23 protein-coding genes and 1 tRNA gene are annotated in these 26568 nt (G+C 47.4%); 13 read left to right on the top strand and 11 right to left on the bottom strand.

Annotated elements, in window-relative coordinates:
- The first annotated feature begins 204 nt into the window (after window positions 1-204).
- Both OEU88_RS00360 and OEU88_RS00355 read left to right on the top strand, forming a co-directional pair.
- A complete protein-coding gene (locus OEU88_RS00360; protein ID WP_262693108.1) occupies window positions 205-1767 on the top strand; it encodes a tryptophan halogenase family protein in 1563 nt (520 codons plus the stop codon).
- 40 nt (window positions 1768-1807) lie between these two features.
- Complete coding sequence (locus OEU88_RS00355; RefSeq protein ID WP_262693107.1) at window positions 1808-3565, top strand: DUF885 domain-containing protein; 1758 nt, start codon at window positions 1808-1810, stop codon at window positions 3563-3565.
- Window positions 3566-3605: 40 nt separating this feature from the next.
- On the opposite strand, the gene murA is transcribed toward OEU88_RS00355, so the two are convergent.
- From murA to OEU88_RS00335, 4 genes are all read right to left on the bottom strand, one after another.
- On the bottom strand, window positions 3606-4886 hold the full coding sequence (murA, locus tag OEU88_RS00350; RefSeq protein ID WP_262693106.1) for a UDP-N-acetylglucosamine 1-carboxyvinyltransferase: 1281 nt from the start codon (window positions 4884-4886) through the stop codon (window positions 3606-3608).
- Window positions 4887-4976: 90 nt separating this feature from the next.
- The gene (gene dcd, locus OEU88_RS00345) at window positions 4977-5531 is read right to left on the bottom strand and encodes a dCTP deaminase (protein WP_262693105.1); all 555 of its coding nucleotides are present in this window, start codon (window positions 5529-5531) and stop codon (window positions 4977-4979) included.
- A gap of 127 nt (window positions 5532-5658) precedes the next feature.
- A complete protein-coding gene (locus OEU88_RS00340) occupies window positions 5659-6699 on the bottom strand; it encodes a zinc-dependent alcohol dehydrogenase family protein (protein WP_394805200.1) in 1041 nt (346 codons plus the stop codon).
- 45 nt (window positions 6700-6744) lie between these two features.
- Window positions 6745-6891 (bottom strand): hypothetical protein, encoded by a 147-nt coding sequence (locus OEU88_RS00335; protein WP_262693104.1) that lies wholly within the window; start codon window positions 6889-6891, stop codon window positions 6745-6747.
- 161 nt (window positions 6892-7052) lie between these two features.
- Between OEU88_RS00335 and OEU88_RS00330 the strand changes: the two genes are divergently transcribed.
- Window positions 7053-7127, top strand: a tRNA-Thr gene (locus OEU88_RS00330).
- 6 nt (window positions 7128-7133) lie between these two features.
- Here OEU88_RS00330 and OEU88_RS00325 read toward each other — a convergent pair.
- From OEU88_RS00325 to OEU88_RS00305, 5 genes are all read right to left on the bottom strand, one after another.
- Entirely contained in the window at window positions 7134-7835 is a 702-nt protein-coding gene (locus OEU88_RS00325) for a LytR/AlgR family response regulator transcription factor (protein WP_262693103.1), read from the bottom strand.
- On the bottom strand, window positions 7822-8898 hold the full coding sequence (locus OEU88_RS00320; protein ID WP_262693102.1) for a sensor histidine kinase: 1077 nt from the start codon (window positions 8896-8898) through the stop codon (window positions 7822-7824). The genes OEU88_RS00325 and OEU88_RS00320 overlap by 14 nt, the downstream gene beginning before the upstream one ends.
- Window positions 8899-8906: 8 nt before the next feature.
- The gene (locus OEU88_RS00315; RefSeq protein ID WP_262693101.1) at window positions 8907-10379 is read right to left on the bottom strand and encodes an MBL fold metallo-hydrolase; all 1473 of its coding nucleotides are present in this window, start codon (window positions 10377-10379) and stop codon (window positions 8907-8909) included.
- Window positions 10380-10493: 114 nt separating this feature from the next.
- A complete protein-coding gene (locus tag OEU88_RS00310) occupies window positions 10494-10877 on the bottom strand; it encodes an SPW repeat domain-containing protein (protein ID WP_262693100.1) in 384 nt (127 codons plus the stop codon).
- A gap of 67 nt (window positions 10878-10944) precedes the next feature.
- Entirely contained in the window at window positions 10945-11349 is a 405-nt protein-coding gene (locus OEU88_RS00305; RefSeq protein WP_262693099.1) for a DM13 domain-containing protein, read from the bottom strand.
- 162 nt (window positions 11350-11511) lie between these two features.
- Here OEU88_RS00305 and OEU88_RS00300 point away from each other — a divergent pair, with 162 nt between their 5' ends.
- Both OEU88_RS00300 and OEU88_RS00295 read left to right on the top strand, forming a co-directional pair.
- Window positions 11512-12087 (top strand): TetR/AcrR family transcriptional regulator, encoded by a 576-nt coding sequence (locus OEU88_RS00300; protein ID WP_262693098.1) that lies wholly within the window; start codon window positions 11512-11514, stop codon window positions 12085-12087.
- Window positions 12088-12204: 117 nt separating this feature from the next.
- Window positions 12205-14223 (top strand): hybrid sensor histidine kinase/response regulator, encoded by a 2019-nt coding sequence (locus OEU88_RS00295; protein WP_262693097.1) that lies wholly within the window; start codon window positions 12205-12207, stop codon window positions 14221-14223.
- 35 nt (window positions 14224-14258) lie between these two features.
- Here OEU88_RS00295 and OEU88_RS00290 read toward each other — a convergent pair whose 3' ends face one another.
- Window positions 14259-14633 (bottom strand): DUF2794 domain-containing protein, encoded by a 375-nt coding sequence (locus OEU88_RS00290; RefSeq protein WP_262693096.1) that lies wholly within the window; start codon window positions 14631-14633, stop codon window positions 14259-14261.
- 292 nt (window positions 14634-14925) lie between these two features.
- On the opposite strand from OEU88_RS00290, the gene OEU88_RS00285 reads away from it, so the two are divergent.
- The 8 genes from OEU88_RS00285 (at window position 14926) to htpG (ending at window position 24090) form a co-directional block, all read left to right on the top strand.
- On the top strand, window positions 14926-15642 hold the full coding sequence (locus OEU88_RS00285; RefSeq protein WP_262693095.1) for a head GIN domain-containing protein: 717 nt from the start codon (window positions 14926-14928) through the stop codon (window positions 15640-15642).
- A 42-nt stretch (window positions 15643-15684) separates the two neighbouring features.
- Window positions 15685-16398 (top strand): head GIN domain-containing protein, encoded by a 714-nt coding sequence (locus tag OEU88_RS00280; RefSeq protein ID WP_262693094.1) that lies wholly within the window; start codon window positions 15685-15687, stop codon window positions 16396-16398.
- A gap of 294 nt (window positions 16399-16692) precedes the next feature.
- A complete protein-coding gene (locus OEU88_RS00275) occupies window positions 16693-17379 on the top strand; it encodes a glutathione S-transferase N-terminal domain-containing protein (protein ID WP_262693093.1) in 687 nt (228 codons plus the stop codon).
- A gap of 104 nt (window positions 17380-17483) precedes the next feature.
- Complete coding sequence (locus OEU88_RS00270; protein ID WP_262693092.1) at window positions 17484-18434, top strand: ABC transporter ATP-binding protein; 951 nt, start codon at window positions 17484-17486, stop codon at window positions 18432-18434.
- On the top strand, window positions 18431-19168 hold the full coding sequence (locus OEU88_RS00265) for an ABC transporter permease (RefSeq protein WP_262693091.1): 738 nt from the start codon (window positions 18431-18433) through the stop codon (window positions 19166-19168). Before OEU88_RS00270 ends, OEU88_RS00265 begins: the two co-directional genes overlap by 4 nt.
- Window positions 19168-21048, top strand: coding sequence for a GldG family protein (locus OEU88_RS00260; RefSeq protein WP_262693090.1), 1881 nt, complete (start codon window positions 19168-19170; stop codon window positions 21046-21048). Before OEU88_RS00265 ends, OEU88_RS00260 begins: the two co-directional genes overlap by 1 nt.
- An 18-nt stretch (window positions 21049-21066) precedes the next feature.
- Window positions 21067-22074, top strand: coding sequence for a DUF4340 domain-containing protein (locus OEU88_RS00255; protein WP_262693089.1), 1008 nt, complete (start codon window positions 21067-21069; stop codon window positions 22072-22074).
- Window positions 22075-22194: 120 nt separating this feature from the next.
- A complete protein-coding gene (htpG, locus tag OEU88_RS00250) occupies window positions 22195-24090 on the top strand; it encodes a molecular chaperone HtpG (protein WP_262693088.1) in 1896 nt (631 codons plus the stop codon).
- A gap of 88 nt (window positions 24091-24178) precedes the next feature.
- Here the strand turns inward: htpG and OEU88_RS00245 are convergent, their stop codons facing one another.
- Entirely contained in the window at window positions 24179-26521 is a 2343-nt protein-coding gene (locus OEU88_RS00245) for a TonB-dependent receptor (RefSeq protein ID WP_262693087.1), read from the bottom strand.
- Window positions 26522-26568: the final 47 nt, after the last annotated feature.

Raw genomic sequence — 26568 nt, 5'->3', positions numbered from 1 at the left:
ACAATGTGATCCAACGTAGTGCAATGTAAGCTGTGCCATCAATGGCTTCAAGAGGCTATTGGGATTTATCACTATTTTGCTGGGTAATGCGCGAATATGTGATTTGTTGCACGACGTGCAGGTCATGTCGCAACAAGGGCAGGCTTGACAGTATGTAGGTGGTCACGCTCTATAGTGCGGTGAGTTGTAAGTGAGGGTTAGGTTATGTCGCAGATCAAAAAAATTCTTATTGTTGGTGGTGGAACATCTGGCTGGATGACTGCCAATTATTTAGCAAGGCAGCTTGGTACAAATAATGGTGGTACCGAGATTACGTTAGTAGAATCGAGTGATATTCCGACTGTTGGTGTCGGTGAGGCAACCATTCCACCGATCCGTACACTGGTATCTTTGCTTGGCTTTGATGAAGCAGAATTTATGCGAGAAACATCAGCCACGTTTAAGCTTGCTATCAAATTTGACAATTGGAACACGCCCGCAGCTAATATGGGTGACATTGCAGACACCTACTATCACACCTTCGGAAAATTTAATCAGATCAATACAGACCTTATGGCACCGTATTGGGTGATGGACCGTGAGAAAAGCGGCGAGAATTACGTCGATTACACGATGTTTGAAGGCGGGGTTATTGATGCGGGTTGCGGCCCGAAACGGATCACAGACCCACAGTTTCAAGGCCCTATGCAATATGCCTATCATTTTGATGCAGGACGCCTGGCCGAATTGTTAAAGAAAAAAGGCAAGGCAGAAGGTATTACTCAGCTAATTGGTACAGTTGATGATGTGAAGCTTAAGGAAAACGGTGACATAGCCAGTGTTATCACCAAGGAACAAGGTGAGCTAACCGCAGATCTATATATTGACTGCACAGGGTTTCGGGCACGCCTTATTGAAGGTGCCATGGGTACCGAGTTTACAGGTATGAACGATGTGTTGTTTTGCAACAATGCTGTTGCATGCCAAATTCCTTACGAAGACCCAAAGGAAATTATTCCCCCGTACACGACAGCAACTGCACAAACTGAAGGTTGGACATGGGATATCCCACTCAATAACAGGCGCGGTGTTGGTTATGTTTATTCCGATAAATATACAGACAAAGAAAATGCTGAAGAGCTGCTACGCTCATATCTTGGGCCACGTGGTAAGGACATTGATGTGTGGCATATTGGTATTCGTACCGGTAAACGGCGTCAGCAGTGGAAGGGCAACTGCGTCTCCATCGGGCTTTCTGCCGGATTTATTGAGCCGCTGGAATCAACAGGTATTTTCCTTGTTGATATGGGTTTGCGCTGGCTTGCCGAGTTTCTTTCAACAACGGATAAGTTTGAGTTAGCTGCCAAGGACTTTAATGGCCGCATGAACGAGATGTACGCCGATATTATTGACTTTATTAAGCTTCACTATGCGATCACTAAGCGAACAGATACAGAGTTTTGGGTTGATAATGCGAATCCGGATACCTGGACCACAACACTGCAAGATAAGCTTGAAGCATGGAAAAGTCGTGTGCCGGGCTTGTATGAATTTTCCGGTTTTCCGCAAGTGTTTGGTCTGACCAACCATTTGCAGGTACTTTATGGTATGGACTATGTGCCTGATCTTTCCGGTCAGGAAGCACGGTATCTGCATGTGCAAGCCGCTCGCGAGCAGGCGCAAAAATTCAAAGGAACGGCGCAAGGCGGTATCGCTGTTATGCCCAAGCACCGGGATCTGATTGAGCAAATTTACACTAAAGGGTTTCAACCTGCACCAAACCGGTAAGTTGATATGGGCCCGCAATGCAAAAGAAAGGTGAAATGCCATGCACCGTATAGTGTTGGGGCTTGTAATCTGGTTTGCAGCTTCGTTCATTAATGTCTCTGTTGCCGATGAAGCAGAAAAATTACATGCTTTGTTTGATGCAGAGTGGTCATCGCGGCTGGAGCGCAACCCTTTAAACGCCACAGCCATTGGCGCCAAAGGGTATGATCACCGTTTGCCAGATGTCTCACCTGCAGCTTATGCGCAATTTTTGGCTGAAGACAGAGCGTTTCTTGCAAGCCTTAGAGCAATAGATCGCAGTGCGCTGGGAGGTGACGAGCAGGTTAATTACGATATTTTCGCATACTTGCTGGACGCCCGTATTGCAGGTGCGGCGTATAAGCCTTGGCGTATTCCTTTTTTGTCCGATTCAGGATTTCATCTTGCGCTGGCATCTTCTGTTGAGACAGTGCCAACTTCCTCTGTTGCTAATTACGAAGCCTACATTGAACGCTTGCAAAAAGTTGGAAATTATTTCGATCAGCAGATTGCTAATATGCAGCAGGGATTAGATGACGGCTTTTCCATGCCGCGCGACATTTTGCCAAAAATTGCCCCAAGTTTTGCTGCACATGCTGATGTTAAGAATGCAAAGGATAGTGCTTTTTATAAACCTGTCGCTCAAATGCCGGACAGCATAGCACCTGCCGATAAAGAGCAATTGCGAATGAAAGCGCTGAAGGTTGTTGGCGAAATTGTGCTGCCAGCATACCGCAGACTTAACAAGTTTTTCAAGCAAGCCTATATGACAACTGCGCGCTCAACCCTTGGTGCGATCAAGATGCCGAATGGTGAGGCTTATTACGCTGACAGAGTGAAGTTTTATACCACCATTGATATTACGCCTGAGCAAGTACACGCGCTAGGTAAGGCTGAGGTTAAACGTATTCTTGATGAGATGAATGCAATCATTAAAGAGGTTGGTTTCAAAGGTGATTTCTCGGCATTTTTGGAGTTTTTAAGAACAGATCCTCAGTTTTATGCGGATACACCGAAAGATTTGTTGAAAGAAGCGGCGTGGATATCAAAACGCATTGATGAAAAGCTGCCAGCTCTCTTTAATAAATTACCGCGCACACCGTACGGCGTGCGAGCCGTGCCAGATGAAATTGCACCAAACTACACAACAGGCAGATATTGGCGTGCCATACCCGGTAAGCGTGGCGGACTGTTTATGGTCAACACTTACGCGCTTGATAAGCGTCCGCTTTATTCGCTGGCGGCACTTGCATTGCATGAAGGTGTGCCTGGACACCACCTACAAAATGCGCTTGCGAAGGAAATTCAGAACGTTCCGGATTTTCGGCGTAATCTCTATGTGAACGCCTTTGGTGAAGGGTGGGGACTATACAGCGAGAAACTGGGTATCGAGATGGGTATCTATGAAACGCCATACGAACACTTTGGTCGCTTGAGCTATGAAATGTGGCGCGCAGGGCGGCTTGTTGTAGACACGGGCATTCACGCAATGGGATGGAGCAGGGACGAGGCTGTTGCGTTCTTTATGAAAAACTCAGCACTGTCCGTTCATAATATTAACACCGAGGTTGACCGCTATATATCATGGCCGGGACAGGCACTTGCTTATAAAATGGGCGAGCTGAAGATACTTGAGCTTCGCGCGCGTGCTGAAGAAGCACTTGGTCAGGCATTTGATGTAAGAATGTTTCATGATGCCGTACTTGAAAATGGTACGTTGCCGCTTAGTTTACTCGAAGATAAAATCGACGCGTATATAGAGAAGACTGTGAGTAACTAGTGACTTCAGGGTTGTGTAATTTAATTACGCATGCAACTACTTAATCGTTCACACGCTCAATGTTGGCACCCACGCGGCGAAACTTTTCTTCTAAGTGCTCGTACCCGCGATCTAGGTGATATAGGCGGTTGATAACTGTCTGGCCTTCGGCCACAAGCCCCGCGAGGGCAAGGCTCATACTAGCTCTGAGGTCCGTGGCCATAACTTGAGCGCCGCGTAAAGCGTTTACGCCCCTAACTGTAGCACTTGACCCGGTAACCGTGATGTCAGCACCGAGGCGACAAAGCTCAGGCACATGCATGAAACGGTTTTCAAAAATGGCTTCCGTGATAACGCTGGCGCCGTCCGCAACAGCCGCCAAAGTCATGAACTGTGCCTGCATGTCCGTTGGGAAAGCAGGGAAGGGCTGAGTTACGATATTAAAACCACTGACGTGACCGTTGGAGCGCACACGAACACCGTCATCTTCAACTTCGACGATGCCACCAGCCTCACTCAGAACATCAAGTGCAGCCTGCATATCGTTTGCGCGCGCGTTCTTGAGCAGTAGATTGCCTTTGGTCATAAGGGCCGCGATTGCGTATGAACCTGCCTCTACGCGGTCGGGCATTACTGCATGTGTTGTGCCTGATAATTCTTCAACACCTTCAACAGTGATGGTGTGTGTGCCAGCGCCCGTGATGCGCGCACCCATGCTGCTGAGGCATAGTGCAAGATCGGCAATTTCCGGCTCTCGCGCAGCGTTTTCAATTGTGGTTGTACCTTTAGCGAGTGTGGCTGCCATCAATATGTTTTCAGTTGCACCAACAGATACAAACGGAAATCGTACCACGCCGCCTACAAGGCCGTTTGGTGCGCTTGCCCGCACATATCCATCCTCAATTTCGATGTCTGCACCCAGTGCTTCGAGCGCTTTCAGGTGCAAGTCAATTGGTCTGTTACCAATGGCACATCCGCCAGGCAATGACACTGTGGCTTCTCCCATGCGGGCAACCAGTGGACCCAGTACAAGGATAGATGCGCGCATTTTGCGTACAATATCGTACGGCGCGACCGTGTCTGCGATGTGGGAGGCATCAAATGTCAGGCTACGCCCGCGCATCATCAGGCCCTTGCCGCCAGCTATCGCGATGGCAACGCCAAGATGATTGAGAAGATCACTAAGAGTGGTTATGTCGGCAAGACGTGGTAGGTTGTTGAGTGTTACAGGCTCATCGGTTAGCAGCGCTGTACACATTAAGGGTAAGGCCGCGTTTTTCGCGCCGCTGATTTCCACCGTACCTTCAAGACGGTTGCCGCCTGTGATAACCAGTTTTTCCATTTTGCCTAACCTATCGAGTAATGTGTTTGATCGCGTCCCACTATCAATAGGAAGGCGGCGAAAACATGGCTATATGCCAAAAATGACATCTTATAGCTTGGGCAAGGTAACGCCTGTCTGTCCTTGGTATTTGCCCGAGCGATCGCTGTATGCCGTTTCGCATGGTTCGTTGCCTTGCAAGAACAGGAACTGACATGCACCCTCATTGGCATATACTTTGGCGGGCAGTGGTGTTGTGTTTGAAAACTCAAGCGTCACATGACCTTCCCACCCTGGCTCAAGGGGTGTTACATTCACAATGATACCGCAGCGTGCATAGGTGGATTTACCTAAGCAAATCACAAGTACGTCTTTCGGTACACGAAAATATTCCACAGTACGTGCCAGTGCAAAACTGTTAGGCGGGATTACACATACGTCTGTGTCACGGTCAACAAAGCTTTCAGAGGAAAAATTCTTTGGGTCTACAACCGCGCTGTTCACATTGGTGAAAATTTTGAACTCGGGGGCAACGCGCGCATCATACCCGTATGATGATAACCCGTAAGAAATATTGCCTTCACGAACCTGACCATCCACGAACGGTTCGATCATGTGGTTATCCTGTGATTGCTGGCGGATCCATTTATCAGACATGATGGCCACTGTGTTCTCCCAAACTCTTATGTATGCAGTGATGCTCTGTTCGGTTTTGTAGGACAAGCGAGCGCATCAGACAAGCCAGTTTCGCACATGGCGGTTCGTGTATGAATTATATGGGCAACAAGGCCATCTAAAATTGGTTGATAACAGTGATGCCGTGAGTGGGCGCATTGTCCATGTTCATCAAGGCAGGCACGGCCTCTTCAAGGCTGATCGTGCCGCCGACAAGCAATTCAGGCATCAGCGCACCAGATGTGATCATTTCCATCATTGCATCGTATCTGTGCGCCTGCATGCCGTGGCTGCCCAGAATTTCCAGCTCATGTGCAATCACTTTATCCATCGGTATGGGCGGCGTTGCATGGTTTTCTGTCATCAGGCCAATTTGTACATGGCGGCCACGTTTGCGCAGGCTGTTAATTGAGTTAAGGCAGGTTTGCGTGTGACCGAGTGCATCCAGCGACACATGTACGCCGCCAGCCGTTTGGTCCCGTATTGCTTCTGCCACTTGCGGTGAGGTTATTGCGTTAACCGTGACTTCTGCACCAAGTTGCCGTGCAAGTAACAGCTTGTCGTCTGTGACATCAATGGCCACAACACGGGCACCGGCTGCTGCTGCAATCATAATGGCAGACAAACCAACACCGCCGCAGCCGTGCACGGCTACCCATTCATCTTTTGCAACACGGCCTTGATCAATGACGGCGCGAAAAGAGGTCACAAACCGGCAGCCAAGGCTGGCTGCTGTTGTGAACGCCGTACTGTCCGGTAAGCGCACAAGGTTAATGTCGGCATAATGTACACCGACATATTCAGCGAACGAGCCCCAATGGGTAAAGCCGGGCTGAAACTGGTTGTCACACACTTGATGATGGCCTGCTGTACATTCCCCGCATGTGCCGCATCCACCAACGAACGGAACCGTTACGCGGTCACCTACACTCCAGCGAGTGACCCCGTTGCCAACTGCTTCAATGACGCCGGCCAGTTCATGACCTGGCACGTGCGGTAACTCAATATCAGGATCGTGTCCTATCCATCCGTGCCAGTCACTGCGGCACAGGCCGGAAGCCATTACTTTAATAACCACGCCGCCGGCAACAGGTGTTGGGTCGGGCACGCTCGTTACACGCGGTGCAGCTTGAAAGGCTTCATATAGCATTGCTTTCACGACAGCCTCCGGAGTGATCATTGGTGCGTTTGTCTGCGATAAAACCTAGTCGTTATTGTCTTTATCGCTAGCGGCTTGTTCTTTTGCCTGCGTTTTGCGACGACGCAAGTTTGCACGCAGTGCTTCAGCAAGCCGTGCCTGCTTTTCATCAGATTTTGCTTTGTTGGCAATATGTGTTTTGTTGTTTGTCATGCACGAGAAAATGCGTTGATCGCAGCAAAATTTCAAGTGAAAATATAACCATGCACCATACTGTGTATGCTGGCTGAACAGCACAGTTTTGACTTGCATCAAGCTGGTCACTGTGGCAATACGCGCGGCGTGTTACCTGTTGGTGCACAGTCTTTTGGTATGCTGCCGTGGCTCAGGGGTAGAGCACCCCCTTGGTAAGGGGGAGGTCGGGAGTTCGAATCTCCCCGGCAGCACCATAGAGTTCAAAGAACTGAACGCACATCTTTTTCGAACGTTTTTCCAACAGGTAAAACTCTACCATCATGCAAGGTAAGTTCAAGGCGACCATCTCTTCGAGATGCTCTTCTAATGCTGTTCCGGTTCACTATAGCCGATCGATGAACACGTATGAAATCAGGCTGCAAAATTTTCTGTAATCCAGAAATCGTTTGTCGCCATAGCAGTTCTCGATTATTGGCACACACACGTACGTATTTGTCTTCCGCCAAAAAGCATCCAATTTCTGTGTTGCTAAGCAGCTGGACATGGCGTCCTTCCTGAATTTTAACTAAATAACTGATAGGCTTGTCAGGTTGATCCCATCGTCGTTCTATGCTTCGCTCCAGTGCACGCATCAGCTTGTGATTGGTTACGGGCTTTGTAATAAAATCCAGTGCGTCCACATCATAAGATTCGGCGGCAAAACCTACATAGGCCGTTACAAAAACGACATGACATTTATACTTGGCCAGTTGCCGCGCAAGTTCTATCCCATTGATACTGGGCATCTGGATATCCAGAAAGAACAGGTCAGGTAGGCCTTCTTGAACACGGTCCAGAACCTCATCTGCAGAGCCACACGTTATCACACGTTTAACGCCGATTTGCTTAAGCTCATAAGAAAGCACATCTCTACCCGCTTCCTCATCATCGCATATAAGCACTGTCAGATTACTCAGTGTCAAAGTATACGCCTCCATCATCCACTCCGGGGACAAACACCGACACAGAAAAAAGGTCTGGTGCTGCATTTACTTGCACTTGCGCTAGTGTACCAAAATTCTCCAGCAGTCGACTTTTCAGACCAGCGAGCCCTGTACCCAAACTGCTTCCTTCCTTCGGTTCATAGGACCCAGCAGGTAATGTGTTGGTTAAGAGTAGGCGAAATCCATTGTCTTTCAGATCAGCCTGCAGCTGCACTTCAATAGTTTCTTTATACTGTTCGACGGCATGCTGGATTACGTTTTCAAGGAGTGGCTGGATGAGCAACACCGGCACTTCCATACTTAACGCTTCCGTTGTGAGTTGTGCCAAGTTGTGCTGAAAAATGACCCGGTGTCCAAAGCGGGAGGACTGTATATCCATATAGTCCAGAGCAAAGTTAATTTCTCTTCCCAGAGATGAAATGCCACTTTCGCCGCGTTCCGCAACATAGCGTAAAAGCTCCGAGAATTTTACGAGCAGGTCTTTGGTGTGAAAAGCCTTTTCTTTGAGTGCTGTGGCCACCAATAGATTGAGCGTATTGAAAACAAAGTGTGGCACCATCTGGCGGCGCACTAGTTCAGCGTTCAGTGCGCTGATTTTTGCCTTGGCTCGCAGCGCCTCTTCCTGGCTTCGAGCTTGTTGTCGAACTGCTTGCCAGGCAGCATAGCAAATACTCCAAACGATAAAGATATATCCCGGTAAATAGAGGCCTGTGGTCACAGACTGAACCAAAGAATAAGGCACCTCCGGAGGGAAGACCTGTTGATATATCAGATCGTGTACGGCCTTGAAAAACAGAACAGAGGTCACGATCGCGATGAATGCCGTAAAGCCGCGCAGTATTGTCTTCTGGCCGATGAACCTGTCCAATGCCGGCCTCAGCAACAGACACTGCAAAAACCCGACGCAGGTGTCAGACAGGTCCACGACCATATAAATAAGCGGCTTGTCGAAAATAACGCCTTGGGACGTGCGCAGAAGCCAGTAAAATAGCACCCACGCAACGGCATTAAACCTCAGAAACCGCTTAAATTCTTCATTCACAGATTTTTCTATTCCACAGGTGTACGACAAATTGGTCGGTTAAGAGGGCACTTTTCTTCATTGAAACGGGTAAAGGATTCTTCAAAAGCTTCCCATGTCCATTTACCAGGATCATGCAGATTAATTACATAATCGAAATCCAACCCTAGTTTAGTGATTTCATTTTTTAAAGAAACACCTGCACGGGTTGCTGCCCGCATTTGACTTGTCGGGTAAGGGGCACGGTAATGGTCAGCCGCTACAAACGCCTTTTTATCAGGTATCTGGAAAAGCAAAACCTCAGATACGTCCACAGTACTCAACAAGTTAAGGATAACTTTGTTTGGTCCTTCTCCAAGTTCACGCATAGAGGAAACCACTTCATAACGATCTTCGCCGAAGTCTGGACTCACATGCTCTGACAGCAGTTGCTCTGTATTTGGCGTAATTATGAACTTAACATCGGTGTCTAAAAGATCTTTGATGCCTGATATGTGGTCAAAGTGATGATGTGACGCAACCATGTATTTCAACGGTTTTTGGTTGCCCATTTGCTCACGGAAATAATCCAGTCTGCTACCAAGACGCTGCAGAGCTCCTACGCCAATCAGGTATTCACCTGTATCAACGAAGGTGCTGTAGGTACTACCTTCACCGATATGGTATACACCCGGCAAAACCTCATCTGTGTGCCATGCCGCCCGATCGATGTTACCCGGCATTTGTCTCAAACTGTTTTCCAACTCAAAATTCTCCGCTGAAACATCATTGACGGCTACGTCTGTATAGCGTCGATAACTCACCAATCGACCATTGTTGTAGAGGTCGACCTGACGGGCAAACCGCAGGCCGCCTTTGTTCGCGTGATCGCGGAATTGATAGAAAGTATCAGTTGATGCATCCGTCATTGCCACTTTAGCAATCAACCCTGTTTCAGGGTCGATAGAAGGATACAATACTCGTTCTCCTTCCAGGGTGAATTTGTATTTGCTGAGCACGCGTCCCATAAACTGCTCGTCAGCAAGGTATTCCATTTTTTCCGGGGTTTTGGAAATCATGTAGGCAAGTAGGAAATCAGAAGTGCGTACAATCGGCAGCAGTTCTCCCATCCGGCTACCAGCACCGCTCGCCCCTGGCAACAAGGCACGGCTCTGATACACTATCGCATGAGATTTCCCATCAACTTCCAGGAACCGAAAGTGATGCAGTGATCGGTAAAAATCATTGAAGTATTCTAACGAGAAACGTTCACCACTAAAGTCCATATCCGCCCATATGCGCATGTTATGGAATTCACCCAACGTCGGCGTTCTGTTTTGACCTAATGACCCAACACTAACTTCCATTTTAACAGAAATTGAATTGACTGCATCCATGCCATCCACAGAATAAGCGTGGGCAATCTTATCGGCGACATCGTTGATTTGGGCGCCAACCGCGCTGCTAACCAGCAGAGCTAATGCGCAAACCCCTGTAAGGGCCGTTGATACAAACTTTTTCATAAACTTCCTCCCAGTTTTCTTGTAAAACTCTATGGAAGGAAGTTGCGCGCTGATACTTACTTTGTCGCAAACTCACCACCCTGTGTCGTGAATTGCTGAAACTCTCAACAGAAGCTATTCGCTCTCAGCATTTGCTTCTTCTGGCTGCTGGTCATCATTATTCTGCGTGACCAACACGACAAGAATTACGGCGACACCCATAATCAAATAGTATGCTTGTGTAATGCCTTCAAACCCGAAGACAAAAGGTGCAGCTATAAATGCGATGCCAGCAATAAAGTCTATAACAAGATGAACTTTGAAAGGAATTGAACGCCTTATACTTGCTGCGTAATCTGTAATTACACTGTATGCAATCAGCCCAACGCCAGCCACGACTGAAAACCAAACCGCGATCAAGGGTGTTCCAATGGGAACAATCAGAAACGGCGCGATAATAAGGGCAAGTGCGGTCGCATAATCGATAAAACTGTGGGCTTTAATGGATAAAAATTTCATGTCTCTTCTCCTGACAGTAATAGGAAAAGCACCACCCACTGCAATGTGGGTGATGCTTTTGCGGGAATTATTTCAATGTTGCAACGCCGAGTGCTACGTTGAAATCTGAACACCACACATAAAATTCGCTGAACTGTGACGGGTTAATATTCGCTGGGATTGCGTAAACTTGCAGGCCTGTTGTTGATGCTAGTTTGGTGAATTCTGTTTTTTCATCAAAGCCGCCTTTGCCAAAGCCAAGTGTTGGGGCAGGGGCGCCGTCCAATGAGAAGTTTCCTTCCAAAACAACTATATAGCCGGCATCTGTTTTCACGATGGAAATGTCGCCGGTTGTTATGTGGTTATTCCGGCCTTCAAAGCTGCCGCTTTTGACAATGGTTGTTGTACTGTCTGCGGGCGCTGCCTGCGCTGTGAAAGATGCTGCGCTGAATGATGCGATGGCAAATAGTGTGAGGGCAATTTTCTTAAGCATGGGTTTAGTCCTTTCCGATAAATTAACGTTCACATGTTTGGCACACAGCCAATTTTTCATTTGATAGTTATTGACCGTGTGGTAAATAACTAAAACTGTAAATGGCAGTTATTGACCACGCAGTCAATAACTAGGTTAATCACGTTAACGTGAGGAGAGAAAATGGCGCGCCCTAGAAAATTTGAAGAAGAAAAAGTGCTGAACGCCATAAAGAATGTTTTCTGGCAAAGCGGATATGAGGGCACATCATATAATGACCTGATCAAGGCTAGCGGATTGCACAAAGGCAGCCTATATGCGGCATTTGGTGATAAACACGCGCTGTATCTGCGTGCCTTGCAGGAATACGATGCGCGCGAGGTGAGGGCGGCTAAAGACTTGCTTATGGGGCGTGGCGCCGCTGCTGATATGCCGGGCAATGCGCGTGTGATAGCGCTGTTGCAAGCAGTTGTTGATGCTGTAACGATACATGATGATCGGCGCGGATGTTTGCTTTGCAATGCCGCCATGGACCAGGCGCCGTATGATAAAGATGTAGAAAAATCAGTGGCGGAAAGCATGGCATCCATGCAGGAGGCATTTGAAAGTGCTTTAGCTGAAAAGCATGCGGGCGCAGCATTGCGGGCAACCGCCAGCGCTGCTAGTGCAATTTACTTTGGTATGCGCGTGATGGTGAAGTCAGGCGCGCCCATTGCTATGCTTGAGCAGGCAAAAGATGGTGCAAAGTCGTTGCTATGACTAGTCACCATTGGTGTTTCACGCTGGAAACAGGAAATCTGTCCATTGACTTATTTTTAGCTTCGCGTGACGTGCAGGGCGCGCTATTAATAATGTTTACCTAACAGGAAGAGTATCTTGTCGCGCCCAAAGGCAAATAAACCGTCAGATAAATTACACGATCAGGCCAGCGCTTCAATTCCATTGGCAGACATGGTTTTTGACACGCTGAATATTGCAGCAGCGGCGCTTGATGAAGACGGTTGTTACATTACTGTAAATAATGACTGGGCAATACTGTTTGGCTCGCCTGACGGTGGATCTTGGGTCGGAAAAAGCCATTTTGAAGAATGTAAGGCCATATTCTCTGAATCTGAATTTGCGGATGTTCTGGCCGGTTCGGCGCTGAGAGAACAGTTGGCGCAAATTCGCGGTAATACTATTGAAAGTACATCATCAAGCGACAGTGAGCTGGCACTATACTGGAATGCTTTACCTATCAAGGAAGCAAAGGTTGCTTGTGTGGTAACGGCTCGCCGCGTTGAAGATGCTGTAGACGAAGTTAAGCAGCTTATTCGTGACCGCGATCAGTTGCGCTTTGCCATTGAAGGTGCCGATTACGGTCTTTGGGATTGGGATGTGGTTACGGGTGAGGTGTATTTCAGCCGCCAGTATATGAATATAGTCGGATATGAGCAATTCGAACTACCCCATACATACGACACATGGTCTATTTTGTGTAGGCCTGAAGACCTGCTTGATGCAGAGCAGGCGGTTAAAGACTATCAATCGGTTGGTGATGGGTTCCTGGAAGATGAATTCCAGATGATACACAAAAACGGCACTTTGGTTTGGATATTAAGCCGGGGTAAGATTGTCAGCTGGCGAGAGGATGGTTCTCCGCGCAGAATTGTTGGAACGCATCAGGATATTTCCGCTAAAAAAGAGCGAGAAGCAGCGCTTGTTAAGGCAAAAGAAGAAGCAGTGAAAGCCAATCAGGCAAAGTCAGATTTTCTTGCCCTCATTAGTCATGAAATACGCACGCCGCTAAATGGTATCACTAGTGTTTTACAGTTGTTGGCAGATGAAGATGATGCTGATGAGCGCGGACGGTTATCGCAAATTGCGCTTAACAGCAGTGATCAGTTGTTAACAGTTTTGTCAGATGTGTTGGATGTTTCCAAAATGGAAGCCGGGCGGTTTGATCTTAACCCACAGTCAATCAACTTGGTTAACCTGGTTGAAGAGCTTTCTCAGACACATAAAAAGGCGATAGAAGCAAAAGGTCTGTCTTTCAATTTGACTGTAAACGGCAATGCTCAGCTGCAGTTGATGATGGACCCTGTGCGTGTGACCCAGATTATGAATAATTTTCTCTCTAACGCTGCAAAGTTTACTGAAAAAGGCGCTGTTGCACTAACTGTTGATATTGACGAGAGCTATACCTCAGATGCAAGTGGCAAAGTGTACTTAAGCTTTGCCGTGCGGGATGATGGTGTTGGCTTGTCTCCTTCTGAACGGGAAAGGTTGTTTCAGCCTTTTTATCAGGCTGAGGGAACACGTAGTCGTTCTTCAGAAGGGACGGGGCTAGGTCTTTCTATTTGTAAAAAACTGGCAGGCTTAATGGGCGGAAAAGTATGGTGTGCCAGTAAAAAGGGCGCTGGAAGCACCTTTTATTTTGAAGCAGCATTTCCTGTTGCTGACACAAATACAAACCGCGACCATGACATTATTGAAGACACAAACGATGTAAGGCGAGAAAACATCCGGGTGCTTGCTGCTGAAGACAACCCCGTTAATCAGATGATGCTGAAAAAGTTTCTTGTAGAGCGTATGGGATATCCGGTTGTTGTTGTTGGTGATGGTGCACAGGCTTTGGAAGCGTTATCAAAGGATGTGTATGATGTTGTACTCATGGACATTCACATGCCTGTTAAGGACGGCGTAACGGCCACGCGTGAGTTAAGGGCGATGGACGAGACGTGGTGTAGATTGCCAATTATAGCCTTAACTGCGGACACAACCCAGGTGCACATGGATGAGTATAGCGAAGCTGGAATTGACGCATGTGTATCTAAACCTGTCGATTGGCAAAAGCTGGATGCAACGATCCAGGAAGTGGTGCGCCAAAAAGTAAGCAAACCAATAACGCATTAGTAAACTACAGATTGCTGTATTGTGGTTGATATAAACTAGTCTGTGGCTTTAAGCATCATGCGGTCAAAATAACGTAACAATTGATCAAGTGCATGCCCTCGCTTCAATATGCGGCCATCCATGCCAACAATACGCCACATACCTTGCTGGGTGTTGCGCGCAGGCTCTTTGATAATGCGGTAAACTGGCATTTCACTGGCGCGGCGAAAAATGGAAAACACGGCCTGATCTTTCAGGTGATCAATTGCATAATCCCGCCACTCTCCGGCTGAAACCAAACGGCCATAAACGTTAAGGATGCGTGCCAGTTCCGGACGCATAAAGTAAACCGCTTTTGGGTGCGCATGACTATTCTGAGAGGCCATGTCGCTTTCGCTGAACAGCGGATAAATAGAAGAATTTTTGCTCATAAAGCTCCTCAATAATGATCATCTTGAGCCAAAACGGTGTTAAATGCAATTGGTCTATCGGTTGTGTTGCTTATGGAATGTTGCGCGATTCGGTTAACATTTAGAACCAGTATCTCTATATTGCAGCAGTATTTGGAATGGAATTCTATATGAATCTTGTACTTAAGCTGTGTGTCTTGACCTTGAAAGCAATCAATGGGATATTTATATGCAGTCTATATAAGTTTCCGCTGAAGAAACGTGACTAATAAAAAACATAATAAAAACGACAACAAACAGAGAGGATATAACAATGGGATTCCCATCTATTTTTGGCCGACATTCGACAGGCCGTAATGTATTGGCAGGCGTTTTGGCTGCTGGCGTTGCAACAAGTGTTCTTTACTCGGTCGCAGGCAGTGCAACAATGTTGCATGATGATGAGGGTGAACGCGTGACACAAACACGCGATGTGGCAACCTTTACACGCATTGAAATACGCGGCGCTATCGACCTTGAGCTAACTGCTGGCAGCAGTGATCAGGAAGTGACGGTTAGAGCGCGTGAAAGCCGTATTGACCGTGTAACGACGGAAGTATCAGGCGACACATTAATCATCGACATGAAAGAAGATGGTAATAGTAAGCGTTTTTGGAACAACACGAATGTTGATGTAACTATCAACATGGAATCATTGCGTGCCATTGATGTGCGTGGTGCCGTGGACGGCGAGTTTGAAAACATTGATAGCGATGAGTTGCTAATTGATATTCGAGGCGCAGCTGATGTGGATATTAGTGGTACATGCGGTACGCTTACAATCGATATGAAAGGTGCAGCTGATATTGAGGCTGATGACCTGAAGTGCGAAAATGTTGAAGTTGAAGTGAAAGGCGCGGGTTCAGCGTCAGTTTACGCAAGCGAAAGCATTGATGCAGATGTGGCCGGTGTTGCCTCCATCTCGGTTTATGGTAACCCTAAGAATGTGAAAAAACATTCTGGTGGTTTTGCGAGCATTTCAATTAAATAAAGACATGATGCTGCCTTTTCGGTGGCTTGAGGGAGAACTCCAATGAATTCACTTGGTAAATTTGTTGCCGGTGCTTGTGTTGTTACGCTTGCGGGCATTAGTGGTGCGATTGCTGCAGATACATCTGAAGAAATGCGCGACATCGAAGCATTCAACCAAATTAAGAACAAAGGTTCTTTTGAAGTAAATGTCACTGTTGGCGGTGAGCAGTCCGTAAAAATTACGGCAGACAGTGATATTATGGGTGATATTGAAACTGAAGTACGCGGTGATACGCTGCATATTGAGCTTGATAACGAGCGTAAATGGCGCCGCAATCATCGTATCGATGTATTACGTGTAGACATAACTGTGCCATCACTTGAGGCTGCCATGGTTTATGGCTCTGGCGATTTTACGATCACAGGTCTAAGCGGTGGCAATTTTAAAACAAGTGTTCACGGTGCTGGCGATGTTGAACTTATAGATGCGACGGTGGACGACCTTTCTATTGATATTAAAGGTTCCGGTGATGTGGAAGCCTCTGGTACGTGCAATTCACTTGATGTGGAAGTTAAAGGTTCCGGTGATGTTAGTGCGCGTAAGATGGAATGTGCAACAGGCGATGTCGGCATTATGGGGTCCGGCGATGTGGCTGTTCACCTCAAAGAAAAAGCGGATGTTGGTATCATGGGCTCCGGCGATGTAGATGTTTGGGGTAAGCCTGAAAGCGTTAAATCACGCAGCATGGGCTCTGGTGACGTAACGCTCCGATAGAAAAAATATCCAAGTAAAATAAGACGGCGTTATTTCGCCATAATTGAGCCATTTGTGGGCCGCATTCGCGGCCCATAGTTTTTTTGTTGGCCTCTGCTGGCTCAACCGGTTGCGTTCCTGGGTCCCCCTGACCCCTTGGTTCTCTTGTCCCCCGGTTGAGTCAGCTTCAACATCTTCATTATTCCGATAATCCACTCACTATTTTGTTGATGGACGCAAACGTCTATTTGGTTCAGGTTGCGCGCATGAATTTTGTGACCGTGGCTATCATCACGGCAAGTGTGGAGGGCACCCATGTTAACACTATTTGAATTAAGCGGCGCACGACCAGAGATTCGGTTTAGTCCGTATGTTTGGCGCATCAAAATGATGCTCGAACATAAAGGACTGGATTACGATACAAAAACAGTCACGTTTACCAATAAATCTGCGCTTGAAGGGTCTGGTTTAAACCGTGTTCCTGTCATTAAGTACGGCGAAAAATGGGTTTCGGAAAGCCTTGATATCGCGCGCTATCTGGATGCTACATTTCCTGAAAAGCCGCTATTCGAGAGCCCTCTCGCTGCAGAGCAAGCGGTTATCCTGAACAATTGGATGGATCAGAACATTCTAATGCCTGTCTTTATGATGATTGTTGCGGATATCCACGATACATTGGATGCTGAATCGCAAGTGTATTTCAGAGAAACGCGTGAACCCAGGATTGGATGTACAATAGAATCAACCCGCAGCGCTCGTGATGAACGGCGCGAATCGTTTAAAGCTTCACTTGCACCTATCGAAGCTATTCTTGCTAATCATGATTATTTGTCTGGTTCGGTACCTGCATTTGCTGACCATTGTTTAATGGGGCCAGTTATGTTTGCGCATATACCATCCAGTTTTGATCCGTTTGCCGGCAGCATACCTATTCAAGCTTGGCGTGAACGTATGTTTGACCAATATGGTAGTTTTGCCAGAAAAGCGCCACGGGCGGTCTGATTTTTGGGTTATTTTAACGCTTACGGGGTTGTCAGAACCGGAGTTTTCTATATATCAAAGCGCTATGAAGCGAGAGTTTAAGCAAAATACTAAAGGATCATTTAGTGGCTGATGTTCTTCTCGAAGCGCGCGACTTAAATAAACACTTCGGTAACCTTAAAGCGGTGGATGGTATTTCGCTAGAGGTTGCCAAAGGTGAAGTGCTTGGTTTTCTTGGGCCAAACGGCGCGGGTAAAACAACAACCATGAAGATGTTAACGGGCTTTTTGGCGCCAACAAGTGGTAGCGCCTACATCTGCGGCGAACTGGTTACATCTGAAAATGAAGCGGCGCGTCAGCGTATTGGTTATCTGCCGGAGGGCGCGCCGTTATACGGCGAAATGTCGCCTGCTTCATTCTTAAAATTTATTGCTGCCACGCACGGCATCACTGGCCGTGAAGCTGACGATGTTGTAGCAAGTTCCGCTAGCGCTGTTAACCTTGAGAAAGTGATGGGGCAGCGTATTGAAACCCTTTCCAAAGGTTTCAAGAGGCGTGTGGGTTTGGCCGCTGCTATTTTGCATGCTCCGGACGTTCTTATTCTTGATGAACCTACCGATGGCCTTGATCCAAACCAGAAACACGAGGTGCGCCGTTTGATTGAAGCGATGTCGGTTGACCGTTCAATCATTATTTCGACACACATTCTTGAAGAGGTTGATGCACTGTGTCACCGGGCCGTAATCATTAATAAAGGTCGCATTGTTGCGGATGGTACGCCCTCACAATTAAAGGCGAAATCCAAATACCGTAATGCTGTGACCATGTTGTTACCGGAAGACAGGGCTGAGTTGGCAGCATCTGCATTAAAATCATTGAAGCAGATTGCTGGCGTCGAAGCAGCTCGCGAAGGTAACCAGATGCGTTTAACTGTCCTTGCCAGGGGTGGCGGAGAAATCGCCGATACTATCGGGGACATTGCTGCTGTTAGTAATTGGCAAGTTAGTCAGTTCACGGTTGATTCTGGTAGGTTGGATGATGTGTTTCGCCAGCTAACCGAGGGAGAAGATCAATGACAGCTATTATGACAATCCTTCGCCGTGAATTCTCCAGCTATTTTGCCAGCCCGGTTGCGTATGTGTTTTTGGTGATCTTTTTGATTATGCAGGGCCTATTCACCTTTTACATCGGGTCATTTTATCAGCGTGAACAGGCTGATTTGGTCTCGTTCTTTACGTATCAACCTTGGTTGTACCTGTTTCTTATGCCGTCAATTGCCATGCGGCTTTGGGCAGAAGAACGCAGAGCAGGCACATTCGAGTTGTTATTGACTTTGCCTTTACCAACACGAGCCGTGGTTATTGGTAAATATATGGCGGCACTAGCTTTTGCGGCGCTCGCATTGGCTTTGACCTTTCCGATATGGATAACGGTTAATTGGCTAGGTAGCCCTGATAATGGTGTGATCATTACGGGATATGTTGGCTCATTCTTGATGGCAGGTGCTTATTTGGCGATTGGTGCAGCAATGTCATCTGTGACCAAAAATCAGGTTGTTGCATTCATTCTTGCTGTAACAGTTTGTTTTCTGTTTCTTGTTTCTGGTTTGCCAATGGTTTTGGACACGGTTGGAGCGTGGGCGCCTGACGCTGTCGTACTCGCGGTGGCAAATCTGTCCTTTCTGACGCATTTTGATGCCTTGCAAAAAGGTGTAGTGACGTTGAGTGACGTTGTTTATTTTGTTGCGGTGATTGTTTTCTGGCTATGGGTCAATCGTATTGTGATTGAAAGCAAGAGGGAGGCAGGGTAATGCAAAAGATTTCATCTCTCCTGTCACGTCGTTCGACAATACAAATCATATTGGCAACATTTGTATTTCTGTCAGCCACTATTATTGCGGATCGTTACTTTCGCAGTGTACGCCTGGATCTAACGGCAGAAAATCTTTACACGCTCTCTGATGGCACCAAAGAGTTGCTTCGCAGCGTTGATGAGCCAATCACACTTGATTTCTATTTCTCAAAAACGCAAGCAACACCGTTTCCGCAACTTCTCAGTTATGGTAAACGTATTGAAGACTTATTGCGGGCATTTGCGGCTGAAAATGCAGATAATATACAGTTGTCTATCATTGACCCTGAGCCATTTTCCGAGGAAGAAGATGAAGCTGTTGGACTGGGTTTGCGCGGTGTACCGCTTAATGATGGTTCTACGCTCTACATAGGATTAGCCGCAGCAGACGCCGTTGACGGTGAGGCTGTTATTCCTTTCTTTTCGGAAGAACGTGAAAAGTTTCTTGAATATGATCTGGTCAAGCTCCTGGCGACGCTTGATACATCTGATCGTCGAAAGCTGAAACTGCTCACTACGTTGCCAATGCAGTTTGGTCCGGGTGGTCCGCAGGCAATGCTTGCGGGGCAATCGGAACCTTATGTGCTGTACGAGCAATTATTTGATTTCTTTGACGTTGAAGATTTGGCTGAGGGTTTCACCGAAATCCCGACTGATACTGATGTTTTGATGTTGGTGCATCCTCCAGCACTTTCAGAAGACCAGATGTTTGCCATTGATCAGTATGTACTCAAGGGCGGAAAAGCACTTGTGTTCCTTGATCCGCACGCTGAGGCGGTTGATCCGCGTGCAGTGGTGCCTAGTAGTTCATCACTTGATCCGTTGTTGGCATCTTGGGGTGTTGAAATGCCCGCCGGGCAGGTTGTGGGTGATGCGTCGCTTGCGCAGCGTGTTCAAATGGGTGGATTTGGACCAGACTCTGTAAAAGATTATGTATTTTGGCTCGCCATTACTGACGACTTTTTATCAGACACTGATGTGGTAACGGGTGCTGTGTCATCAATGAATTTTGCAAGTGCAGGTGTATTGAAGCCGCTGGCTGATGCATCCACATCCATAACACCACTTGTGACGACCAGCACTGTTTCAAGCCTGTTTCCGGCCGAACGTGCAGTCGGTGTTCCTGATCCGGACGCCGTGCTGCGAGATATGGCACCTGATGAAGAGAGTTATATCTTATCAGCACGTATAGAGGGCTTGGCCAGCACAGCTTTTCCTGACCGGGTTGCTCAGGCTGTTATTGCAGCAGGTTCTGACACTCAAAATGCACCTGTTGCCAGTGGTCAGATTAATGTTGCCGTTACGTCAGACGCTGACTTGTTTGATGATCGCTTCTGGGTGCAGTTGCAAGATATGCTGGGCCAGCGTGTTGCTGTTCCACTTGCCGGTAACGGTAGTTTTGTTCTCAATCTGGCCGATCATATTTCTGGCTCTGATGCTTTGCTGGGTTTGCGTGGCCGCGGTATCTCAAAGCGGCCTTTTGAAAAAGTGGATGCATTACGCCGTGAAGCTGAAAGCAAATATTTGAGCGAAGAAGAAGAATTGCAAAATCGCCTGAGTGAAACAGAAGCGCGGATTGCTTCATTGGAATCACAAAACCCTGAGGGGGCTGCCGTTCTTTCTGCTGAGCAGGAGTTGGAAATAGAGAGTTTCCGCGATCAGCTATTGGAAACGCGTAAGGCGCTTCGTAATGTGAATCGCAATCTGCGCCGTAATATTGAAAATTTGGGCGACATGCTTGCTTTCATCAATATCGCTTTGATGCCTATGTTGATTATTCTGTATGTGCTGGTGCGTTTGGTTATTCGGCGGCGTGCAGGTGGTCACCGTTTCCTTTAAAGTAAAATCGAGACTGCTGTGTCTGAAAGAATGACAAACATCCTTGGGTATTTGACGTTGGCGGCCATTTTGGCTGCAATCTGGATATTGTTTGGTGAAGACCCTACCCGTGATCAAGGCGCGCGTGGTGAACGCTCTTTTGCAGGATTGTCTGAGCGCATCAATGAAACGGCCCTTGTTAGCATCACAAATGATGAAGGTGCAGTTACCTTGCACAGAGATACGAACGGCTGGTACGTGAATGAGCGAAACGGTTTTCCGGCTAACATTGATAAAGTCCGTGCATTTTTGCGTGGGTTTGCATTGTCCGAGCGCCGTGAGCCTAAAACATCTAATATCGACCGTTTTGATCGCTTGGGGCTTGCAAGCACGGCGACAGAAGTGGCACTTAAAGATGATACAGGCGGAACGTTGCTGTCGGTGAAGCTTGGCACGCGAAAGGGCAGTAACAATGGTCGCTCCCTTACGTATATGTTTCAAGATACAGACACGCGTGCGTGGCTGGTTACTGGTATTGAGGCAGCGGATATCGACCCTGTTGAGTGGCTTGATAAGGATGTGCTGCACATTGAGAACGCGCGTATTGCCGCTGTCACTGTAAATGATGCCGCTTTAAGCCGTACATCTAGTGATGCGGGTTTTATATTAGAGAATGTGACTGAGGGCACCGCACTTCAACCTGCCTGGTTGCGCGCTGAACCCGCTCAGCTCTTTACATTGCTGACTGTTGAAGATGTTCAAAAGGTTAATAACCCGCTAGCGGACGCTATCGCAGAAGTAAGCCTTAAAACGTATGATGGTTTGGCTTTGACTGTAACGGTCTTCAATTATCAGGAGGGTAATTGGATTAAAGTTACCGCAACTTCTGTTGATAATGCTGGCGGAGATGTTCCTGCCGAGGCTGTAACAATTAATGAGAAAGTCAGTGGCTGGTTGTTTAAAATAGCTGATGCAGATGCTGAAATATTAAAGCGCCGTAAATCTGATTTTGTCCAGATCGAGCAAACTGAAGGCTCACCCTCTTGACGTGCGCCATTCTTTCCCTAAATGAGAGACAAATAATTACTGAGGCAGGGCTGTACGTCATCGCGAATTGCTCGATGACCACAATGATATGCCTGACTTAAACTATGTTCGGAGAAACTAATGAGCGATACAGAAACTAAAACCGAAAAAATGGGCTTCGAAGCGGAAGTTTCCCGCTTGCTACATATGATGGTGCATTCGGTTTACTCTGACCGTGAGATATTCTTGCGTGAGTTAATTTCCAATGCATCTGATGCGTGTGACAAACTGCGTTATGCAGGCCAGACAGATGCCAACCTTTTAAAGGGTAACGGTGACTTTGGTATCGCGATCACGGTTGATCCGGAAGCTAAAACCATGGTGGTTGCGGATAACGGTATCGGTATGAACCGAGATGATTTGATCGAAAACCTTGGTACAATTGCAAAGTCAGGAACGGCTAACTTTGTTGACCAGTTAACTGGCGATAGTAAAAAAGACATGCAGTTAATTGGCCAGTTTGGTGTTGGTTTTTACTCGGTCTTTATGGTGGCAGACAGTGTGTCTGTAACAACCCGTAAGGCAGGTGATGATCAAGCTTGGGTGTGGACCAGTAACGGCGAGGGTTCATACGAGATCGGTGAGGCTTCCAAGGAAAACACGGGTACTGAAATTCAGCTTCATCTAAAAGATGATGCTGCCGAGTTTTTGGAGCAATACCGCCTGCAAACAATTGTTGGTAAATACAGTGACCATATTGCTGTGCCTATCACGATGGCGATCAAGGGCGGCGAGGAAGCTGACGCTGAACCAAAAGTGGTTAATGAAGGTTCAGCGATTTGGACACGGGCAAAGTCTGATATCACAGAAGAACAATATAACGAGTTCTACAAACATGTAGGCGGTGGTTTTGATGACCCTTCCATGACACTGCACTACAAAGCGGAAGGTATGCAGGAGTATACGGTGCTGTTGTTTGTACCAACGCAGCAACCAATGGACCTGTTTGATCCAGCGCGTAAAAACCGTGTGAAACTCTATGTAAAGCGCGTATTTATTTCAGATGATAGTGCTGACTTGTTGCCGGGTTGGCTGCGTTTTATGCGCGGTGTCGTAGACAGTCAGGATTTGCCACTAAACATTAGCCGTGAGATGCTACAGAACAACCCTACTCTCACGAAAATGTCCAAAGCAATTACAAAGCGAGTGATTAGTGAGTTCGAAAAACTCGCGAAGAAGGACAGTGAAAAGTTCCTTGCGATCTGGTCAGAATTTGGTGCCGTCATTAAAGAAGGTATTTATGAAGACCATGAGCGGCGCGATGCGCTTTTGAAACTGTCACGTTTTCGCTCTACTGAGATTGACGGCTGGACGACACTTGAAGACTATGTTGGCCGCATGAAAGACAAGCAGTCCAACATATATTATATTACCGGTACGGATGCTGCTGCAGTTGCTAAAAGCCCGCAGCTAGAAGGCTTCCGTTCTCGTGGTATCGAAGTGTTATTATTATCGGATGCCGTTGATGACTTCTGGCTGCAAATGACGCCTGATTTTGACGGGAAAGCTTTCAAGTCTATCACGCATGGTGGTAGCGATTTGAAGGACATTGCTGACGATAAAAGCGATGACAAAAAACCAGAAGCTGCGTCTGAAGGTGAAATGACAACGCTGACAACGCTAATGAAAGAAGTGTTGGGTGACAAAGTATCTGATGTGCGAACAACTGACCGACTAACTGACACGTCAGCGTGCCTTGTTGCGAGCGAAAGTGGCATGGACATGCACATGGAGCGTATCTTGAAAGCGCATAACCAGTTGGACAGTATGACGGCGAAAGTTCTGGAAGTTAATCCGTCACACCCGTTGGTGCGCAAGCTAGCAAGCCTTGCTGGCGAGAAGGGTGCAATGGATAATTTGGCTGATCCTGTTTGGCTGGTGCTTGATCAGGCTAAAATCCTTGAAGGTGATCCGCTTGATGATGCTTCTGCGTTTGCGCGCCGCCTCAGTGCCGCAATGGAAAAAGGTCTAGCTTAACTTAAGATCTTTGTATTAAACCTAAAAAAGAAACCCGTTACTTCGATGTGAAGTAGCGGGTTTTTATTTGGCTAGTAAGGCATGATGCCTAGAAACGACCCGTTAGTTGTACACCGTAAAAGCGTGGCGGACCGGCAACAAACGTTGGTGAACCAAATGCGCCGCCGGTATTGCCTGCATCAATGATGTATTCACGGTCAAACAGATTGTTGGCGAACACATTAATTTCCCAGCTATCATCGGCTGCGGCGAAACCTGCCCGGACATTAACCAGATTTACTGCGTCTTCAGCGATATCAAGACCTGCGATCTGAGCATTCTCAATTTCAAAGAACGCACTTGAACGGTACGTCCATGTGGCATTGGCAAAGAAATTAATGTCGTCAGTAATTGGCACCGTCATTAAGCCGCCTAACGCGGTTGACCACTTTGGCTGCAGGCGAAAACGATTGCCTGCGAAGATGCCGTTTTCAGCTTCATCATCAATTTGTGCGTCTATGTAAGCAACATTGCCGAATACTTGGAAATATTGATTGAGTTGACTACGAAACTCGCCTTCGACGCCGAAGTTGGACGCTGATCCTGCATTTGAAGGACGTGTTACGCCGTTAGGGTCAAGTATTGTTACCTGAAAGTTTTCATAGTCTTGGTAGAAAGCAGATGCAGCTACATCAAGCCGTCCGTCCAGCAAGCGTGCCTTCATGCCGCCTTCATAATTCCAGATGACCTCTTCAGGGATGAAAGTTGGATCTGCAACTGGCGTGCCGTTCGGGCCTGCAATTGAGCCAACATCAATGACATCCGACCGCCTGCCTTTAGCAACTGTCGCATAGAAATTAACATCATCGCTTGCTTCAAATCGCACATTAAAGCGTGGCAAGAATGCACTGTAATCTTCGCTTGCGGTTACCACATTCCCACCTGTATCGACATTACCGAACGCTAGCAATGGTGCGCCTGTCAGGACCGAGTTCGGAAGCCTTGCGAATGAACCACTTTCGCGTTCCTCGTATACATAGCGAATGCCTGCAGTAAACTCTAACCGCTCAGTGATGCCGATAGTTGCATCTGCAAATGCTGAGTAAATATCAAAGCTGCCTGTGTTGCCAAATTCTGCGTCGTAGAAAATAGGCGGCAGGCCTTGTGCGGCGGTGACTGAGCCCACAGTACCGTCAGGCGCAACACATGGAAGGTCCGGAATAACGCCAGCGGCACACTGTAGGAATGTACCTTCTTCTGTAAGGAACGGTACACGCTGTCTTCCACTTTCAGTGAAATAGTTTACACCGAAAAAAGCGTTTAAGGTGTCGCTACCGTAGTTGGCGCGCAGCTCCTGACTAAACTGATCTCCACTCGAATCCTCAGCAAATTCTGCAAAGATTGCTGCAGTACCGTCTGCGTCAAAAACCTCCAGGCTGTCGAATTCGCGGTAGCCACTTACAGAGGTGATACTCCAGTTTTCGTTTAGGTCCCATTGCATGGTCAGATTGCCGTCAAAAAGATCTCGCTCAATGCCGAGCGTTGCTGAACCGAGAACTTCTTCAGAGCGAGGTCCTGCACCACCAAGTTCAGCAAAGCTGAACGGGTCTGTTGCACCACCAGTTGGTGCAAAGTTTCCAGACTTGAAGCTGGTGCCTGTGTCATCGTTTTCCTCGTAATTGATCACTAGATCAGCAGTGAAATTGTCATTGGGCACAAAGCGGACACTACCTCTTATTCCAAAGCGTTCGATACCATTGAGGTCAGGTTGGACGGTGCCTCCCTCGGACTGCGAGCCTGCATCACCGGCGATGTTTTCAATGAAACCATCGCGCTTGCGGTAACTGAAGGCAAGGCGGCCCTGCAGTGTTTGATTGCCACCCGTTATGAAGCCACGTGCCTGATATGCATCAAAGTTTCCATAGCCAACGCTTAATTCTGCGTCGAATTCTTCCTGTGCTTTGCGGGTAATAACCGAAACTGCGCCAATGGCCGACGCTGTTCCAAAAAGGGTCGCTTGTGGGCCTTTGGCAACTTCAATGCGCTCGATGTCAAACAGTTCAAAATGTGAACCACGTGAGCGTGAAACATCAATACCATTGAGATAGATGGAAACACGCGGCGCTATTTGCGCAGAGCCACTGTCAGATGTGATTCCGCGAATAACAAATGCCGGATTGTTGGGGCTTTGTTCTTGGATGATGAGACCTGGTGTAATCTCGGAAACTTCATCAAATTCATCAATGTTGAGATCTTCAAGTAAGCGGCCAGTATAGCTGGTAACGGTTACAGGTACATCGCGCAAACTCTGACTACGTTTCTGCGTCGTCACAATAATTTCGTCTACAACATCCGTATCGTCAGTGCTGGTTTGTGCCAATGTGGGCAATGATGTCATTATTGCAATAAGGCTGACTAACCCAACAAGCTGAGCGGTTTTCTGTTCGGGCATTATACTCTCCGTGAACATGAGACCTTTTGAGTCTCTTTTATTTATGA

The sequence above is a fragment of the Kordiimonas aquimaris genome (assembly GCF_025574485.1).
GTDB classification, from domain to species: Bacteria; Pseudomonadota; Alphaproteobacteria; order Sphingomonadales; family Kordiimonadaceae; genus Kordiimonas; species Kordiimonas aquimaris.
The sequence above is the reverse complement of the archived record's forward strand: the minus strand, read 5'-3'. Positions and strand labels throughout refer to the sequence as shown.

Bases quoted from the DNA above. Each gene is read 5' to 3' on its own strand.
- OEU88_RS00360 (WP_262693108.1), top strand. From the start codon at position 205: ATGTCGCAGATCAAAAAAATTCTTATTGTTGGTGGTGGAACATCTGGC.
- OEU88_RS00355 (WP_262693107.1), top strand. From the start codon at position 1,808: ATGCACCGTATAGTGTTGGGGCTTGTAATCTGGTTTGCAGCTTCGTTC.
- murA (WP_262693106.1), bottom strand. From the start codon at position 4,886: ATGGAAAAACTGGTTATCACAGGCGGCAACCGTCTTGAAGGTACGGTG.
- OEU88_RS00335 (WP_262693104.1), bottom strand. From the start codon at position 6,891: ATGACAAACAACAAAACACATATTGCCAACAAAGCAAAATCTGATGAA.
- OEU88_RS00315 (WP_262693101.1), bottom strand. From the start codon at position 10,379: ATGAAAAAGTTTGTATCAACGGCCCTTACAGGGGTTTGCGCATTAGCT.
- OEU88_RS00310 (WP_262693100.1), bottom strand. From the start codon at position 10,877: ATGAAATTTTTATCCATTAAAGCCCACAGTTTTATCGATTATGCGACC.
- OEU88_RS00305 (WP_262693099.1), bottom strand. From the start codon at position 11,349: ATGCTTAAGAAAATTGCCCTCACACTATTTGCCATCGCATCATTCAGC.
- OEU88_RS00300 (WP_262693098.1), top strand. From the start codon at position 11,512: ATGGCGCGCCCTAGAAAATTTGAAGAAGAAAAAGTGCTGAACGCCATA.
- OEU88_RS00290 (WP_262693096.1), bottom strand. From the start codon at position 14,633: ATGAGCAAAAATTCTTCTATTTATCCGCTGTTCAGCGAAAGCGACATG.
- OEU88_RS00285 (WP_262693095.1), top strand. From the start codon at position 14,926: ATGGGATTCCCATCTATTTTTGGCCGACATTCGACAGGCCGTAATGTA.
- OEU88_RS00280 (WP_262693094.1), top strand. From the start codon at position 15,685: ATGAATTCACTTGGTAAATTTGTTGCCGGTGCTTGTGTTGTTACGCTT.
- OEU88_RS00275 (WP_262693093.1), top strand. From the start codon at position 16,693: ATGTTAACACTATTTGAATTAAGCGGCGCACGACCAGAGATTCGGTTT.
- OEU88_RS00265 (WP_262693091.1), top strand. From the start codon at position 18,431: ATGACAGCTATTATGACAATCCTTCGCCGTGAATTCTCCAGCTATTTT.
- OEU88_RS00260 (WP_262693090.1), top strand. From the start codon at position 19,168: ATGCAAAAGATTTCATCTCTCCTGTCACGTCGTTCGACAATACAAATC.
- htpG (WP_262693088.1), top strand. From the start codon at position 22,195: ATGAGCGATACAGAAACTAAAACCGAAAAAATGGGCTTCGAAGCGGAA.
- OEU88_RS00245 (WP_262693087.1), bottom strand. From the start codon at position 26,521: ATGCCCGAACAGAAAACCGCTCAGCTTGTTGGGTTAGTCAGCCTTATT.